The organism is Cryobacterium sp. TMT4-10 (assembly GCF_004403275.1).
Lineage (GTDB): Bacteria > Actinomycetota > Actinomycetes > Actinomycetales > Microbacteriaceae > Cryobacterium > Cryobacterium shii.
Window position 1 is genome coordinate 1 of record NZ_SOGU01000101.1, and the last position, 15957, is coordinate 15957.

14 protein-coding genes are annotated in these 15957 nt (G+C 69.9%); 7 read left to right on the top strand and 7 right to left on the bottom strand.

What is annotated here, in order from left to right; translation table 11 throughout:
• Positions 1-113: 113 nt before the first annotated feature.
• Both E3T42_RS15450 and E3T42_RS15455 read right to left on the bottom strand, forming a co-directional pair.
• Positions 114-1865 carry a phospho-sugar mutase gene (locus tag E3T42_RS15450; protein WP_134364857.1) on the bottom strand — a complete coding sequence of 584 codons (1752 nt, stop codon included), beginning with the start codon at positions 1863-1865 and terminating at the stop codon, positions 114-116.
• A 206-nt stretch (positions 1866-2071) separates the two neighbouring features.
• Positions 2072-2899 (bottom strand): purine-nucleoside phosphorylase, encoded by an 828-nt coding sequence (locus tag E3T42_RS15455; protein ID WP_134364858.1) that lies wholly within the window; start codon positions 2897-2899, stop codon positions 2072-2074.
• Positions 2900-3087: 188 nt separating this feature from the next.
• Here E3T42_RS15455 and E3T42_RS15460 point away from each other — a divergent pair, with 188 nt between their 5' ends.
• Positions 3088-4524 (top strand): NAD(P)H-quinone dehydrogenase, encoded by a 1437-nt coding sequence (locus E3T42_RS15460; protein ID WP_134403313.1) that lies wholly within the window; start codon positions 3088-3090, stop codon positions 4522-4524.
• 112 nt (positions 4525-4636) lie between these two features.
• On the opposite strand, the gene E3T42_RS15465 is transcribed toward E3T42_RS15460, so the two are convergent.
• Positions 4637-6406 (bottom strand): biotin carboxylase N-terminal domain-containing protein, encoded by a 1770-nt coding sequence (locus E3T42_RS15465; RefSeq protein WP_134364827.1) that lies wholly within the window; start codon positions 6404-6406, stop codon positions 4637-4639.
• 110 nt (positions 6407-6516) lie between these two features.
• Positions 6517-7170 (bottom strand): nucleoside triphosphate pyrophosphatase, encoded by a 654-nt coding sequence (locus tag E3T42_RS15470; RefSeq protein WP_134364828.1) that lies wholly within the window; start codon positions 7168-7170, stop codon positions 6517-6519.
• Positions 7171-7234: 64 nt separating this feature from the next.
• On the opposite strand from E3T42_RS15470, the gene E3T42_RS15475 reads away from it, so the two are divergent.
• From E3T42_RS15475 to E3T42_RS15490, 4 genes are read left to right on the top strand one after another with little or no spacing between them, the layout of a single operon-like run.
• Positions 7235-8548 carry a class I SAM-dependent RNA methyltransferase gene (locus tag E3T42_RS15475; protein ID WP_134403314.1) on the top strand — a complete coding sequence of 438 codons (1314 nt, stop codon included), beginning with the start codon at positions 7235-7237 and terminating at the stop codon, positions 8546-8548.
• 55 nt (positions 8549-8603) lie between these two features.
• Complete coding sequence (locus E3T42_RS15480; RefSeq protein WP_134364830.1) at positions 8604-9329, top strand: response regulator transcription factor; 726 nt, start codon at positions 8604-8606, stop codon at positions 9327-9329.
• 28 nt (positions 9330-9357) lie between these two features.
• Entirely contained in the window at positions 9358-10611 is a 1254-nt protein-coding gene (locus E3T42_RS15485) for a sensor histidine kinase (protein WP_160141093.1), read from the top strand.
• Positions 10608-11618 (top strand): hypothetical protein, encoded by a 1011-nt coding sequence (locus E3T42_RS15490; protein ID WP_134364832.1) that lies wholly within the window; start codon positions 10608-10610, stop codon positions 11616-11618. Before E3T42_RS15485 ends, E3T42_RS15490 begins: the two co-directional genes overlap by 4 nt.
• A 266-nt stretch (positions 11619-11884) precedes the next feature.
• On the opposite strand, the gene E3T42_RS15495 is transcribed toward E3T42_RS15490, so the two are convergent.
• Positions 11885-12121, bottom strand: a complete 237-nt coding sequence (locus E3T42_RS15495; RefSeq protein ID WP_134364833.1) for an acyl-CoA carboxylase epsilon subunit — start codon at positions 12119-12121, stop codon at positions 11885-11887.
• Positions 12122-12130: 9 nt separating this feature from the next.
• The gene (locus tag E3T42_RS15500) at positions 12131-13744 is read right to left on the bottom strand and encodes an acyl-CoA carboxylase subunit beta (protein ID WP_370262634.1); all 1614 of its coding nucleotides are present in this window, start codon (positions 13742-13744) and stop codon (positions 12131-12133) included.
• 192 nt (positions 13745-13936) lie between these two features.
• On the opposite strand from E3T42_RS15500, the gene E3T42_RS15505 reads away from it, so the two are divergent.
• Both E3T42_RS15505 and E3T42_RS15510 read left to right on the top strand, forming a co-directional pair.
• Positions 13937-14779 carry a biotin--[acetyl-CoA-carboxylase] ligase gene (locus tag E3T42_RS15505; protein WP_134403315.1) on the top strand — a complete coding sequence of 281 codons (843 nt, stop codon included), beginning with the start codon at positions 13937-13939 and terminating at the stop codon, positions 14777-14779.
• Between the two features lie 6 nt (positions 14780-14785).
• Positions 14786-15343 carry a PH domain-containing protein gene (locus tag E3T42_RS15510; protein WP_241976233.1) on the top strand — a complete coding sequence of 186 codons (558 nt, stop codon included), beginning with the start codon at positions 14786-14788 and terminating at the stop codon, positions 15341-15343.
• On the opposite strand, the gene E3T42_RS15515 is transcribed toward E3T42_RS15510, so the two are convergent.
• Complete coding sequence (locus E3T42_RS15515) at positions 15320-15901, bottom strand: GtrA family protein (protein ID WP_134364836.1); 582 nt, start codon at positions 15899-15901, stop codon at positions 15320-15322. The two genes, E3T42_RS15510 and E3T42_RS15515, sit on opposite strands and share 24 nt — an antisense overlap.
• Positions 15902-15957 lie beyond the last annotated feature (56 nt).

Sequence of the window (15957 nt, forward strand, 5' to 3'; positions counted from 1 at the left end):
CCCCGCGACTCCCGCCCCCGGCGGGCGCCGCAGCCCGCACGCAGAAGTGGCCGTTCCGGTCGAGAGTGCCCGTTCCAACGGGCACTCTCGACCGGAACGGCCACAGTGGCGGGCTACTTGATCAGTTCGCGCATGCCCCGGTCGAGTTCGGCGAGGGTCTCCTCGGCGGCGGCCTTGCGCTCGGCGACGGATCCGTTGGTGCTGCTGGTGTCGAGGTAGACCTTGAGCTTGGGCTCGGTGCCGCTCGGGCGCACCATCACGCGGGAGCCGTCGGCGAGCCGGATCCGCAGCACGTCGCTGGGCGGCAGGCCGTTGAAACCAGCGGCGAGGTCGTCGATGTGGTCCACCGCGATCCGTCCGACGAAGGCCGGGGGGCTCTCCCGCAGCCGGGCCATGACTCGTTCGATCTCGGTCAGGTCGGTGACCCGCACCGAGATCTGACCGGATGCGAAGTGGCCGAACCGTTCGCTGAACCGGTCGAGGTGCTCGGCCAGGGTGACACCCTCGGCCTTGAGGTCGCTGACCAGGGACAGCAGCGCGACTGCCGCGGAGATGCCGTCCTTGTCCCGCACGGTGCGCGGGTTCACGAGGTATCCCAGCGCCTCTTCGAAACCGAAGATGAGGCCGGGGGCGCGGGACACCCATTTGAAGCCGGTGAGGGTGTCGGTGAACCGCAGCCCGTAGGCCTGAGCGACGGCCTGCAGGGCGGGGGTGGAGACGATGGAGCAGGCGAGCGTGCCCGTGGCCCCGCCGTGGCCGGGCGCACCGGACGCGATCTCCGCGGCCCGCCAGCCAAGGAGGGCCCCGACCTCGTTGCCGCTGAGTCGGCGGTAGCCGCTCGCGGTTCCCTCCTGCGGGATGGCGATCGCGAGCCGGTCGGCGTCGGGGTCGTTGGCGATGATCAGTTCCGCGCCGACCTCCCTGGCCGTCTCGTAGGAGAGGTCCATCGCGCCGGGTTCCTCCGGGTTGGGGAATGCGACGGTGGGGAATGCGCCATCCGGAGCGATCTGGGCGTCGACCAGGGTCGGCAGGTCGAAACCGGCCGCCTCGAGCACGCGCCGGGTGGTGTCCCAGCCGACGCCGTGCAGCGCCGTGTAAACCGTGGTCACCTGCGCGCGCGGCGGGTGGGCGATGCTCGCGGTCTCGTCGATGTAGGCCTGCACGACCGACTCGGGGGCCGTCTCGTAGGGGGCCCGGGGCAGCTGCGGAACCTGCTGCTCGGCGGCGACGCGCAGGATCTCGGCCGCGATGGCCGCGTCGTCGGGTGACACGATCTGGGAACCCTGGTTGGCGCCGCCCAGATAGACCTTGTAACCGTTGTCGTTCGGGGGATTGTGCGAGGCGGTGACCATGACGCCGGCGCCGACGTCGAGGTGGCGCACCGCGAAGGCGAGAACGGGCGTAGGGAGCAGGCGGGGGAGCAGGATGGCGCGCACCCCGGCCCCGGCCATCACGGCGGCCGAATCGGTGGCGAACACCTGGGAGTTCTTGCGGCCGTCATAACCGATGACGACCGAGGGGACCCGGTCCGGCGGCGTGGTCTTGATCAGGAAAGCGGCCAGACCGGCGGCGGCCTGGCAGACGAGCACGCGGTTCATCCGATTGGAGCCGGCGGCGATCGCGCCGCGCAGGCCGGCCGTGCCGAAGGCGAGGCGGTCGTCGAAGCGGGAGTGCAGCTCGGCCAGGGCGCCGGCGTCGCCGTCGGCGACCCCGCGGAGGAGGGCGCGCAGTTCGGCCTGGGTCTCCGGGTCGGGGTCCTGGTTCAGCCAGGCGCCGGCCGTGGCGACCAGGGTCGAGGTTGCATCCGTTGCGCCCGTGCCGGCGTTGCCGGACGGGTCAGCCGGCTGAATGGTGTCCAGCACCATCGTGTTCGGCAGGAGCGCGTCGTTCGCCGCGTCGGTGCCGGCGTCTGCGTCTGCGGTGCTCTCCGAGGGGGTGGAGTGCCGGCCCCGGGCCGTCGCGTCGGTCTCGCCGGGGTTGCGGGCATCCGTGTTCAGAGCATCCGTGTTCAGGGCATCCGGGTTGTTGACGCCGTCCGGGTTGATGCCGTCGGCGCTCATGTCGGCGAGGCTCACAGTGCGGCCACGATCCGGGCGAGCAGCGCGCTGATGACCGGTTCGGCAGACTTGCCGGCGTCGAGCACCTCGGCATGGCTGAGCGGCTCCGTCTGGATCCCGGCCGCGAGGTTGGTGATCAGGGAGAGGCCGAGGACCTCCATCCCGGCCTGGCGGGCCGCGATGGCCTCCAGCGCCGTGGACATGCCGACGATGTGGCCGCCGATGACCCTGGCCATCTGCACCTCGGCCGGTGTCTCATAGTGCGGCCCGCGGAACTGGCAGTAGACGCCCTCGTCGAGCGTCGGGTCGATGGTGCGGGCCAGGTCGCGCAGCCGGCGGGAGTACAGGTCGGTCAGGTCGACGAACGTCGCACCCTCGAGCGGTGAGTCAGCGGTGAGGTTGATGTGGTCGCTGATCAGCACGGGCGTGCCGGGCGTCCAGGTCTCACGGATGCCGCCGGCCCCGTTGGTGAGGATCATGGTCGTCGCGCCGGTGGCGGCAGCGGTGCGCACACTGTGCACCACCCGGCGCACGCCGTGGCCCTCGTAATAGTGCGTGCGGGCGCCGATCAGGAGCGCGCGCTTGCCGCCGGGCAGCAGCACCGAGCGGAGCTTGCCGGCGTGCCCGGCGAGGGCGGGAGCGCTGAAGCCCGTGATCTCCTCGGCGTCGAGGGTGTGGGTGGTCTCGCCGATCAGGTCGGCGGCGCGGCCCCAGCCGCTGCCCAGGGTCAGGGCGATGTCGTGGCGGGCGATGCCCGTGGCCTCGGCGATCTCCCGCGCGGCGGTCCGTGCGACGTCGAACGGATCGGTTTCGGGAACGTCGAGCGGATTAATGTCGGTCATCAGCATCCCGTCATTCTAATTGCCCCTCGTTTTCGGCGGCGTGCCCGTGACTGATTCGACGGAGATTCTGCGATTTTCGGGCCGAAAACGGGCCTGAGCGTCAGATTCCGTGCATATCTCCGTCGAATTGGTTCGGCCGGGGAGGGGCTCGGTTGGCGGGGGCCGCCGCGAGACGGGAGAATATGAGCATGGCCTACGAGTTCGAACGCAAGCAGCGCATCGCTATCCTCGGCGGAGGGCCCGGCGGGTACGAAGCCGCCCTCGCCGGCGCCCAGCAGGGGGCCGAGGTCACCCTCGTCGAGCGCGTCGGGGTCGGCGGTTCCGCCGTGATCACGGATGTCGTCCCCTCCAAGTCCCTCATCTCCACCGCCGAGGCCACCAACTCCATCGGCGAGGCCACCGACCTCGGCGTGCAGCTGTTCGTGCGCAACGAGCTGGGCAAGCCGGCCCGCCCGGAAGTGGCCATCAACCTCGCCGCGGTCAACAAGCGGCTCCTGGCCCTGGCCCGCCAACAGTCCGAGGACATGAAGGCGACGCTGATGCGCGCCGGCGTGAACCTCGTCAGCGGCCACGGCCGCCTCGACGGCACCAGCGGTCTGATCGTCTCGACGGCCGAGGACGGCTCCGGCATCGACTTCGACCGGATCGAGGCGGACACGATCGTCGTCTCCGTCGGCGCGACCCCGCGCATCCTGCCGACCGCGATCCCCGACGGCGAACGCATCCTCAGCTGGACCGAGCTCTACAACCTGCGCGCGGTGCCCGAGCACCTCATCGTGGTCGGCTCCGGCGTGACCGGCGCCGAGTTCGCGTCCGCCTATCGCGCCCTCGGCGCCCGGGTCACGCTGATCTCCAGCCGCGACCAGGTTCTGCCCGGCGAGGACGCGGACGCGGCCGCCGTGATCGAGAACGTCTTCAAACGCAACGGCATGGTCGTGCTCAGCAAGTCCCGCGCCGCCTCGGTCGTGCGCACGGAGACCGGCGTGCTGGCCACGCTCTCCGACGGTCGCACGGTCGAGGGCAGCCACTGCCTGATCGCGGTGGGGTCCATTCCGAACACGGCCGGGATCGGGCTCGAGGAGGCGGGCGTACAGCTCACCGAATCCGGGCACATCCGGGTGAACCGGGTCGCGCGCACGTCCATCCCGAACGTCTACGCGGCCGGCGATTGCACGACGGAGCTGCCGCTGGCATCCGTCGCCTCGATGATGGGGCGCACCGCCGTGTTCCACGCCATGGGCGACGCGGTCAAGCCGATCGAGATTCGCAACGTCTCGGCCAACATCTTCACCCAGCCGGAGATCGCCACCGTGGGCTGGACCCAGAAGCAGATCGAGGACGGCCTCACCCGCGGCATCATCCACAAGCTGCCGCTCTCGTCCAACCCGCGGGCCAAGATGATGGGCATCAAGGACGGCTTCGTCAAGCTGTTCGCGACCACGACCACCGGCACCGTGATCGGCGGCGTGATCGTGGCGCCCAAGGCGAGCGAACTGATCTTCCCGCTGGCGCTGGCCGTGGAGCACCGGCTCACCGTCGACGAGGTCGCGATGGCGTTCCCGGTCTACCCGTCGCTGACGCACTCGATCTCGGATGCCGCCCGCGCCATGCACATCGTGCAGTAGCCCCGGGCCGCGGCGAGATCTTCGCTCAGTCACACCAAAAAACCCTCGTTCCCGGAACGAGGGTTTTTTTGGTGCGACTGAGCGGAATGGAGCCGAGACCTGAGGCCGGGCGTCAGGCGTCGAGCACGGCCATCAGCAGGAAACCGGATGCCACGGTGGCGCCGATGACGGCGCCGACGGTGCCGACCACGCCGTCCTTGTGGGCGGTCAGCGGCTGCTCCATCTTCATGGCCTCGAGTACGAGCAGCAGGTCGCCCTTGACGACGCTGTCACCCTCGGCGACGGCCAGCTTCACGATGGTCGCCTGCATCGGGGCGTGCACCGCATCGCCCGTCGCCGTCTGGATCGAGTGGGAGCCTCCACGGCGCCGGGGCGCGGGGCCGGCCGTGTTCTCGGAGCCCGTGCCGGGGAGCAGCCGCACGGGTAGGCTGACCTCGATCCGGCGGCCCTCCACCTCCACGACCACGTTGTGGCGTTTCTGGGGACCGGTGAGTTCTTCCGGGGATCCGTTCCACGGCTCAATGTCGTTCTGGAACTCGGTTTCGATCCAGCGGGTGTAGATCGAGAACGGCGCTCCGTCGGCCGGTGCGAAGGCGGGGTCGCGCACGATGCGGCGATGGAAGGGCAGCACGGTCGGCAGGCCGGCCACTTCGAACTCGTCCAGGGCCCGGCGGGAGCGCTCGAGGGCCTCTTCCCGGGTGGCTCCGGTCACGATCAGCTTCGCCAGCAGGGAGTCGAACGACCCGGAGATGACGTCTCCGGCCTGCACGCCGCTGTCGACGCGCACGCCGGGGCCGCCGGATGGCTTGAACACGTGCACGGGGCCGGGGGCGGGCATGAAGCCGCGGCCGGCATCCTCGCCGTTGATCCGGAATTCGAAGGAGTGCCCGATCGGTTCCGGATCGCCGTAGGTGAGGTGCCCGCCCTCGGCGAGACGGAACTGCTCGCGCACCAGGTCGATGCCGGTCACTTCCTCCGACACGGGGTGCTCGACCTGCAGCCGGGTGTTGACCTCGAGGAAGGACACCGTCCCGTCCTGGCCGATCAGGAATTCGCAGGTGCCGGCGCCGACGTAGCCGACCTCGGCGAGGATCGCCTTGGAGGCGCGGTACATCTCGTCGCGTTGCGCGTCGGTGAGGAACGGCGCGGGCGCCTCCTCGACCAGCTTCTGGTGGCGGCGCTGCAGTGAGCAGTCGCGGGTGGAGACCACCACGACGGTGCCGTGGGCGTCGGCGAGACACTGGGTCTCGACGTGGCGGGGCTTGTCCAGGTATTTCTCGACGAAGCATTCGCCGCGGCCGAACGCGGCGACGGCCTCGCGGGTGGCGGAGTCGAAGAGTTCGGGAACCTCTTCCCGGGTGCGGGCGACCTTCAGGCCGCGGCCGCCGCCGCCGAAGGCGGCCTTGATCGCGACCGGCAGGCCGTGCAGGTCAACGAAGTCGAGGACCTCGGAGGCATCCACGACCGGGTTGAGGGTGCCGGGCGCCATCGGTGCGTGCACCCTCTCGGCGACGTGCCGGGCGGACACCTTGTCGCCGAGCTTCTCGATCGCCTCGGGGGAGGGGCCGATCCAGATCAGGCCGGCGCCGATGACGGCGCGGGCGAAGTCGGCGTTCTCGGCGAGGAACCCGTAGCCGGGGTGCACGGCGTCGGCGCCGGACCGCCTGGCCACCGAGAGGAGCTTCTCGATCACGAGGTACGTTTCCGCGCTCGTGGTGCCGTCGAGCCCGTAGGCCTCGTCGGCGAGGTGCGAATGCATCGAGTCGCGATCCTGGTCGGCATAGACGGCGACCGAGAGGATCCCGCTGTCCTTGGCGGCGCGGATCACCCGGACGGCGATTTCGCCCCGGTTTGCGATGAGGACCTTCGTTATTGGGGGCACAGTGCCCTAGCTTATGGCGCTCGGCCCCCTCGGTTTTGGTTCTCTCCCACAAAAAGAGGGGCGATAAAAGTGCGGATGCCTACAATCGGGTGCCAAACGGGTGCCGCAGGTCAGTTCGAGGGGCGGTTCCACAGGCTCGGCCAGGAGTGACCGAGCCGGTTCACGAGCCGCCGCAGCGTCGGGAGGGAAAGCCCCACGACGGTGGAGGGGTCCCCGTCGATGTGGGTGATGAAGGGCGCGCCGAGGCTGTCGATCGTGAACGCGCCGGCCACGAACAGGGGCTCGCCGGTCGCGATGTAGGCGTCGAGCTCGGCATCCCCGATATCGTCGGCGAAGGTGACGTCGGCGACCGCGACGGCCCCGACGGCCTGCCCGGCCACGCCGTTCGTGTGGTCGATCAGCCAGTGGCCGGAAAACAGCTGCCCGGTGCGGCCGCGCTGCAGCTGCCAGCGTTCACGGGCCTTCTCGCTCGTGTGCGGCTTGCCGTAGATGACGTCGTCGATCACGAAAACCGAATCGCCGCCGAGCACGAGGCCGTCCCCGATGTCGCCCGCCCGGGTCAGCGCGAGGGACACGGCCTCCGCCTTCGCCCGGGACAGCAGCTCCACCACCCTGTGCGGGGTGAGGGGCGCGCCGCTGTGCCGGGCGGCTTCGGCCGCCACGGCATCCTCGTCCACGTCGGGGGCCAGGGTTACGGGTTCGACGCCCGCCGAGCGCAGCAGCATGAGCCGTGCCGGAGACGTGGACGCCAGGTAGAGGCGCATGGTTTCCCTTCGTGCGTGGGGGTGAGGCTCGTGCAGGGGATAAGCGGTGTGGGATCATCGATGAATGGGCACCAGCAACGACAACCAGGCAGACCAGAGCGGGCACTCCGCAGAAGTGGGCGCGGAACTCGAACTCGACGTCACAAACGTAGCTCACGGCGGCATCTTCATCGCCCGGCATGAGGGTCGCGTGGTCTTCGTCAGCGACACCATGCCGGGGGAGCGTGTGCGCGCCCGGCTGACCTCGGCCAGCCACAAGAGCTTCTGGCGGGCCGAAACGGTCGAGGTCCTGACCGAGGCGCCCGAGCGCCAGCCGCACATCTGGGCGTCCGCCGCGCTCGAGCGCGACCCGGACGACCGTGCCGGCGGCGCGGAGTTCGGCCACATCGAGCTCGGCCACCAGCGCGAGCTCAAGCGCCAGGTGCTGGCCGACGCCCTCAAACGGATGGCCGGCATCGAGTCCGAGGTCACGGTCGAGCCCGTCCAGGTGGGCCGCAACGCGTCCCCCGGCGACGCCGCCGACGGCACGGGCTGGCGCACGCGCGTGCGCCTGCACGTCGACGAGGACGGCTTCGTCGGCCCCTACGCCGCCCGCTCCCACCGGGTGATCCCGGTCGGGGACCTGCCGCTCGCCGACCGGCTGCTGGAGGCGGCCGCGCCGCTCGACCAGCGTTTCAAGGGCGCCGCATCCGTCGATGTCGTCGCGCCCAGCCTGGGTTCCGTGCAGGTGCTCGTGGCCGAGCAGGACGCGGCGGGCAAGCGCCGCCCCACCCCACGCACGCTCATTCGCGAGGTCGTCGGGGAGCGCGAGTTCCGACTCGACGCCGCCGGCTTCTGGCAGGTGCACACCAGCGCGGCCGAGACCCTCTACCGGGCGGTGCAGGACACCATCGACCCCGACGAGTTCGACCCGCGGGCCGCGAACCTCGACCTCTACGGCGGGGTCGGCCTGCTCGCCGCCGCGGTCGGCGACCGGTTCGGCCACGACTTGCGCATCACCTCGGTCGAGAGCGACGCCCAGGCCACCGACTTCGCCGCCGAGAACCTGGCCGAATGGGTCGGCGCCAGTGTGCAGACCTCCCGGGTCGACCGGTTCCTCAGCGGCCTGGTGCGCGATTCCAGCGCCGCCGAACGGGCCAGGCAGAACGCGGCCACGGTCATCCTCGACCCGCCGCGCGCCGGTGCGGGCAAGGAGATCATCGACCAGCTCGGGGCGCTCGGCCCGCGTCAGATCGTCTACGTGGCCTGCGACCCGGTCGCGCTGGCCCGAGACATCGCGCTCCTCGCCGGGCACGGATACACCCTGCGCACCCTGCGCGCCTTCGACCTGTTTCCCAACACCCACCATGTTGAGAGCATCGCGCTGCTGTCCAGATAGCTATCGTTGACCTGTATGACGTTGACCTGTACGACAACGTGAGGATGTAGGACCCATGACCGACCCGACCACACCCGTGACCGCGGCCACCCTGCCCGAGGGCGGCATCGTCCTCGACCACCCCGTGCGGGTCGGGATCGCCGACGACCACGAGTCGGTGCGCCTGGGCATCAAGGCCGCCTGCGAGAACGTCGGCTTCGAGGTCATCTTCACCGCTCCCACCGTGCAGGAACTCATCGACGGGATCAACGGCCGCCCGGTCGACGTCATCGTGCTCGACCTGTCGCTGGGCGACGGCTCGCGCGTCACCGACAATGTGCATCGGGCCCAGAGCACCGGGGCATCCGTGCTGGTGCACAGCATCGCGGACCGGGTCGCACTGGTCAGGGAGGCGCTCGCGGCCGGAGCGGCCGGGGTGATCCCCAAATCCTCGCCCACGACGACCGTGATGGCGGCGGTGGCATCCGTCGCCCGCGGCGACGTGCTCAACAACCTCGAATGGGCCACGGCCATCGACGCAGACCGTGACTTCGCGAAGGCGCAGTTGGGTCGACGGGAGCGCGACGTGCTGCACCTCTACGCCTCCGGCCTGCCGCTGAAGATGGTCGCGATGCAACTCGGCATCGCGCACTCGACCGCCCGCGAATACCTCGACCGCATCCGCGTGAAGTACATCGAGGTCGGCCGGCCGGCGCCCACGAAGGTGGACCTGCTCCGCCGAGCCGTCGAAGACGGAATCCTGCCGGGCCTCGACCCGGACGGCGGGGATGCTCGCGGCTGACACTGCGGGCGGGCTCGGGCACGCTCCCGTGCCTCCCACAGAACTCGACCCCCACGGCTCCGACCTGATCGCCGGCCCCCGTCAGCCGCGCAACCCGATCAGTCGCACCCGGATCGAGGTGGTCGTCTCCCGCGCCCTCGCCGGCGTGGGGGTGGTTTTCGCGCTTCAGGCGATGCCCATCATGTTCGCGCAGGCCCCCGAACGGCTGCCGATCATGGGCTTCCTCGCGCCGGTGCTGCTCGGCCTGTCCCTCGCCGCCGTCGTCGTGGCGGCCGTCACGAAGACGGCGGTCCGGGCGGCCACCGGCACCGTCGCGGTGTTCTACCTGGGCGCGCTCATCGCGTGGCCCCTGCTCATGATCAACCCGAACCAGGTGCTCGACGGCAAGCCGTGGCTCTGGTACATGTGCACCATCGCGACCGCCTGTGCGGCGGTCGCGTTCCCACTGGCCTGGGCCGCCGTGTACACCCTCGCGGTGCCGGTCGTCTACGGAGTCATCCGGTCCCAGCCGTCCGGCGGCGGCGCCGACGTGCTCCTGTCCTCCCTCGACGCCGTGTACGCGATCCTCCTTGGCGAGGTCATCCTGATCATCATCTTCATGCTCAGGCAGACGGCGGGCGCCGTGGACGCGGCGCAGACGAACGCATTGCACCAGTACGCGAACGCTGTGCGGCAGCACGCCACCGAAGTCGAACGCGTGCAGGTGGACTCGATCGTGCACGACAGCGTGCTCGCCACGTTCCTCGCCGCCGCGGCGGCGGGCGGCCCGAAGGCGTCGGAACTGGCCTCCGGGATGGCGGCGGATGCCCTGAACCGGCTCAATGAAGCGGCCCTGGTGCCGGCCGGTGACGACAGTCTGGTGCCGTTCGGCGAGCTGGCAGCGCAGATCCGTGCGGCGGCCGAGCGTTTCCCTGTCCCGTTTGCCGTCACCGAGTGCCAGATCGAGTCGCTCCGCCTCCCGGTGCACGCGAGCGAAGCGATCCTCGCAGCGAGCGTGCAGGCCATGGTGAACAGCGTGCAGCACGCGGGGACGGCCGAGTTCACACCCGATCGCACGCTGACCCTGAGCGCGAACGCCCAGGGCGGCTGCACCGTCACAATCGCGGATTCCGGCGTGGGCTTCGACCCGGCCGCGGTGCCGGCCGAACGGCTGGGCCTGCGCATCTCGATCCAGGACCGTGTCGCCAGCGCCGGCGGGTCGGTTGCGGTGTGCTCCGAGATCGGCCGGGGCACCACCATCACCATCGAATGGCCGCCCGCGCCCGCGAGGCACGCGTCATGATCACCGTGCCGCGCGGCCTCGTGCTCTCCCTGGCCGCCCTCTTCTCCACCTACCATGTCCTGCTCGGCATCTATTCTCTGAACCAGCCGCGCACGCCGGGGCCGGCAGTCCTGGCGATCGTCGTCTACTTCGTCGCGACCGTGCTGAGCCTGTGGCCCACGAGCCCCATGCGGATGCCGCTGTGGCTGGCCTTCTTCAACGTCGCGGTCTGCGCCATGATCCCGCTGCTCGTGGTCAGCCAGCTGGACGGGTCCGTGGACAACGGTTACGCCACCTGGTACGTCGCGGCGGTCGGAACCCTGATGACCATCACGGCCACCCGGCGGCAGCCGGCGCTCGCCTGGGTCGGCGCCGGGGCGTTGGTGGTGCACACGGTCGTCTGGGCCGGTCCGGCGGCCCTGGGGTCGATGGGCGTGATCGGAAGCGTCGTCTGGGTCGCGGTCGCCGTCATTCTCGCCCGCGCGCTGGCCAAAGCGGGCCGGGACGCCCGGCAGTACGCCCTGGCCGAACGGGAGGCGACCGAGTGGCAGGCCGCCCAGGAGGCCCACCTCTACGAGCGCCAGGTGCGCCTGGCCCAGACCATCCGCCTGGCCGCGCCGATGCTGCGCCGCATCATCGACCGGGGCGGCGACCTGACCGCCGAGCAGCGCCAGGAATGCCGCTACCTCGAGGCCGCCGTGCGCGACGAGATCCGCGGTCGCAAGCTGCTCAACGACGCCGTGCGCGACCAGGTCATGGCCGCCCGCCGCCGGGGTGCGATCGTCACCCTGCTCGACGAGGGCAACATCGACGACATCCGCGGCCCCGAGCTCGAAACCGTCCTCAACACGCTGGCGGCCGCGATCGGCGGCACCACGGCCGACTCGATCATCGCGCGCACCGCCGGTGACGGATCCGCCACCGCGGTCACCGTCGTCGGACTCAGCAGCGCGGATGCCCGACTCAGCGCGCTCGGACAGGAATCGCCCGAACCCGAGGTCGACCTGTGGCTGGAGATCCCGCGCTGACAGCGAGCGGCCCGCGGGCCCGGTTCAAGCAGGGCCGGTCAAAGCGAAAGGGGACCAACCGTGAGGTTGATCCCCTTTCGACATTCCGTGTCAGGGCGACAACCCGAATGTCACCCTGACTCGCCCCCACAACTCGCCTGCTTACCCTAGTCGGCGAGATCTGGCTGTGAAGTTCTGAGAACCTCACCGGCAAGTTCAATCATGCTTGAACCGGAACCACGAAAAAAGTCGGCATTTAGGGGGACCGGCTGGGCCGGCATCCGTTCTCAGGCGGAGAAGCCGCGCCACCGGCCGTCGCCGGGCACCATCGGCGTGCGGATGCCGCGCTGGCTGCGCTGCCAGGCGCTCTGGCCTCGTGCCGGCGCCTGGCGCAGGCTGTCGTTCTCTTCCCGCATCAGGCCGTGCAGCACCGCCGACAGGGCCGCGGCCTCGTGCGGGGTGACGCCGCGGGTCAGGAAGCGCATCTCGGCGGCCGGGTCGGGGGAATTCGCTGGATCGGTCATGGTGCCCGCCTACAGCGGAATGTTCCCGTGCTTCTTGGGCGGCAGGCTCGCGCGCTTGGTGCGCAGGGCGCGCAAAGCCTTGGTGATCGCGACGCGGGTTGTGGCCGGCTCGATGATGCCGTCCAGCTCGCCGCGTTCGGCGGCCAGGAACGGGCTCGCCACGTTGTAGGTGTACTCGTTGGCCAGGCGGGTGCGCACGGCGGCGACGTCCTCATCGGCTGCCTCGGCCTTCTTGATCTCGGCCCGGTAGAGGATGTTCACCGCACCTTGGCCGCCCATGACGGCGATCTCCGCGGTCGGCCAGGCCAGGTTGATGTCCGCGCCGAGCTGCTTGGAACCCATCACGATGTACGCGCCGCCGTAGGCCTTGCGCAGGATGACCGTGACCAGCGGCACGGTCGCCTCCGCGTAGGCGTAGAGCAGCTTGGCGCCGCGGCGGATGATCCCGGTCCACTCCTGGTCGGTGCCGGGCAGGAAGCCGGGCACGTCGACCAGGGTGAGGATCGGGATCGAGAACGCGTCGCAGAACCGCACGAACCGGGCGGCCTTCTCGCCGGCCGGGATGTTGAGCGTGCCGGCCATGGCGCTGGGCTGGTTGGCGACGATGCCGATCGAGCGTCCCTCGACCCGGGCGAAGCCGACCACGATGTTCGGGGCGAACAGCGGCTGCGTCTCGAGGAAGTCGCCGTGGTCGACGATGTGCTCGATCACGGTCTTCACGTCGTAGGGCTGATTCGGGGAGTCGGGGATGATCGTGTTCAGCTTGAGGTCGGCATCCGTCGTCTCCAGCTCGATGTCGCTGTCGTACACGGGCAGGTCGGCCAGGTTGTTGTCCGGCAGGAAGCTGAGCAGGGTGCGGGCGTAATCGAGGGCGTCGGGTTCGTCGCTGGCCAGGTAGTGCGCCACCCCGGAGACCGTGTTGTGGGTGAGCGCGCCGCCGAGTTCTTCCATGCCGACGTCTTCACCGGTGACGGTCTTGATCACGTCGGGGCCGGTGACGAACATCTGGCTGGTCTTGTCGACCATGATCACGAAGTCGGTCAGGGCGGGGGAGTACACGGCGCCGCCGGCCGCGGGGCCGCAGATGATGGAGATCTGGGGGATGACGCCGGACGCGGCCGTGTTGCGGCGGAAGATCTCGCCGTACTTGCCCAGGGCGACGACGCCCTCCTGGATGCGCGCTCCGCCGGAGTCGAGGATGCCGATGATGGGCACCCCGGTCTTGAGGGCGAGGTCCATCACCTTGATGATCTTCTCGCCGGCGACCTCGCCGAGCGATCCGCCGAAGATGGTGAAGTCCTGCGAGTACACGGCCACCTGGCGGCCGTGGATGGTTCCGGTGCCGGTGACGACGGCGTCGCCGTACGGTCGCTTCTTCTCCATCCCGAACGCGTGCGTGCGGTGGCGCACGAACTCGTCCAGCTCGACGAAAGAACCCTGGTCGAGCAGCATGGCGATGCGCTCCCGGGCGGTCATCTTGCCCTTGGCATGCTGTTTCTCGATCGCGGCCTCACCGCTGGCCGTCACGGCTTCGTGGTAGCGCAGCTTGAGGTCGGCGAGCTTTCCAGCCGTGGTGTACAGGTCGGGGCCCGCAGCGGGCGAGTTCTCAGTCACGCCGTTCACTCTACCGGCCAGCCCCTGCCCCCGATCGTTGACGATTGTCTACAAAAACCGGTCGGTTTGCTGGTCGCTTCCCCTTCTCCCCGTGTTCTCCCCGCGGCCAACTCAGGAGAAACGCCCACTGGGCGGCCAAAAGAGGATGATTAGGCCCGGATTCGGGAGAATAGCCTGAGTTAGCCACGAGAAGAGGGCCGCATGGAGTTTCCGCTCAGCCGCGAGGTCGTACCGCGTTTCGAGTACCTGGCCGAGACCGGGTCGACGAACGACGAGCTCGTCGGCCACGCGGCGGGCACGGATGCCGCCGCCTGGCCCGACCTGTCGACGGTCGTCACCGACAACCAGACTCGCGGTCGCGGCCGATTGGGTCGCACCTGGCTGGCCCCCACCGGCAAATCCCTGGCCGTCTCCGTGCTGCTCCGCCCCCGGGTCGGGGGAGCCCCGCTGCCCGTCGACCACTTCGGCTGGTTCCCGCTGCTGGCGGGGGCGGCGATGACGCGCGCCGTGCGGGCGGCCGTGGAAGCCGGGCTCGCCGCCCGGGCCGCGCCGCCGGACGAGGACAGCCCCCGGCACGAGGTCACCCTGAAGTGGCCCAACGACGTATTGATCGACGGGTACAAAGTGTCCGGCATCCTCTCCGAGCTCCTGCCGGATGCGCGCGGGCTGGTGATCGGGACCGGCCTGAACGTGTCCCTCGACGAACACGACCTCCCCACCCTCACCTCCACCTCGTTGCAGCTGGTCACGGGCACTCCGCCCGACCCGGACGCCGTCCTTGCGCACTACCTGACCGAACTGCGGGTCCTGACGGCCGCGTTCGTCGCCGCGAATGGCGACCCGGTGCGAAGCGGGCTGCTGCAGGCGGTCACCGAGCTGTGCGGCACCCTCGGCTCCGTCGTGCGGGTGCAGCTCCCGGGCGGCACCGACCTGGTCGGCACCGCGATCGCCCTCGACCGCAGCGGCCGCCTGATCGTCGAGGACCAGGCGGATGGCGAGCTGCAGGCCGTCGCCGCCGGAGATGTCACCCACCTGCGGTATTAATGGGTTATGACAAAGTCAGCGGGGACCGGCACAGCCAGCGTGACGCCTCCGGCCGAATCGGTCGTGGCCCGGTTGCGTCCGCACGCCCGCGTGCTGTTCTGGCCGACCCTGTTCCTGCTGGCCGCCTGCGGTGCCACCGGCTACTACTACGGCTCGCTGCCTGAGCCCTGGCAGAACACTGCCCTGCTGGCCGGGGCGGTGGCCGTCGTGCTGCTGTTCTGGCTGCTCCCGCTCGTCTCCTGGCTGAACCATCGGTACACGATCACCACCCGGCGCATCATCTTCCGCCGGGGGGTCTTCGTGCGCACCCGCCAGGAGCTGCTGCACAGCCGCGGCTATGACGTGACCGTGCGCACGACCTGGCTGCAGTCGCTGGTGCGCTCGGGCGACGTGGTGATCAAAACCGGCCCGGAGCATCCGCTCGTGCTCAAGGACGTGCCTAACCCCGTGCTGGTGCAGCAGGTGCTGCACGATCTGATGGAACAGTCCCGCGCCCGGGTCGGCACCGTCGGTCACGACCAGTCGATCACCGCCGACCCATCACCTCTGTGGGGCCGTCGCTAGGCTCCCGGTGTCGGTACGGGCGGTGTCGGTACGGGCGGTGCCGGTTCGTGAGCCGTCGGTTCGTGAGCCGTCGTTCAGGGCCGTCGCGGCGCCCCGGCCCGCCTGGCGGACGGGGGAGAAGACCCAGTAGCGGTAGAGCACGAAGCGGAACACCGAGCCCAGGAACAGCCCCACCACGTTCGAGGAGATGTTGTCGGCGAGCACGCTGGTATACCCGAGCAGGTAGTGACTGACCCAGAGGCAGGCCAGGCCGATCCCCATGCCGGCCAGGCTGACGGCGAAGAACTCGGCCCCCTCGCGCATGGTCTTCGACTGGCGCGACGCGCCGAAGGTCCAGTACCGGTTGCCGATCCAGTTCGCGACGATGGCGAGCATGGTCGACACGATCTTCGCGTAGAGCGGCCCGGCGTGCACCAGGTCGGGGCTGAAAACGCTCGCGCGGAGCAGATTGAACACCGTGATGTCCACGACGAAGCCGACGAGCCCGACCGCGCCGAACTTGGCGACCTGGCCGGCGAAGGCCAGCAGCCGCGATCTTGTCCCCGTTGCTCTGGGCATGCATCCGTCCAGTCGATGGGCAAAGATAGAGGTGCGAAACTCGCAGTCTACGGCGC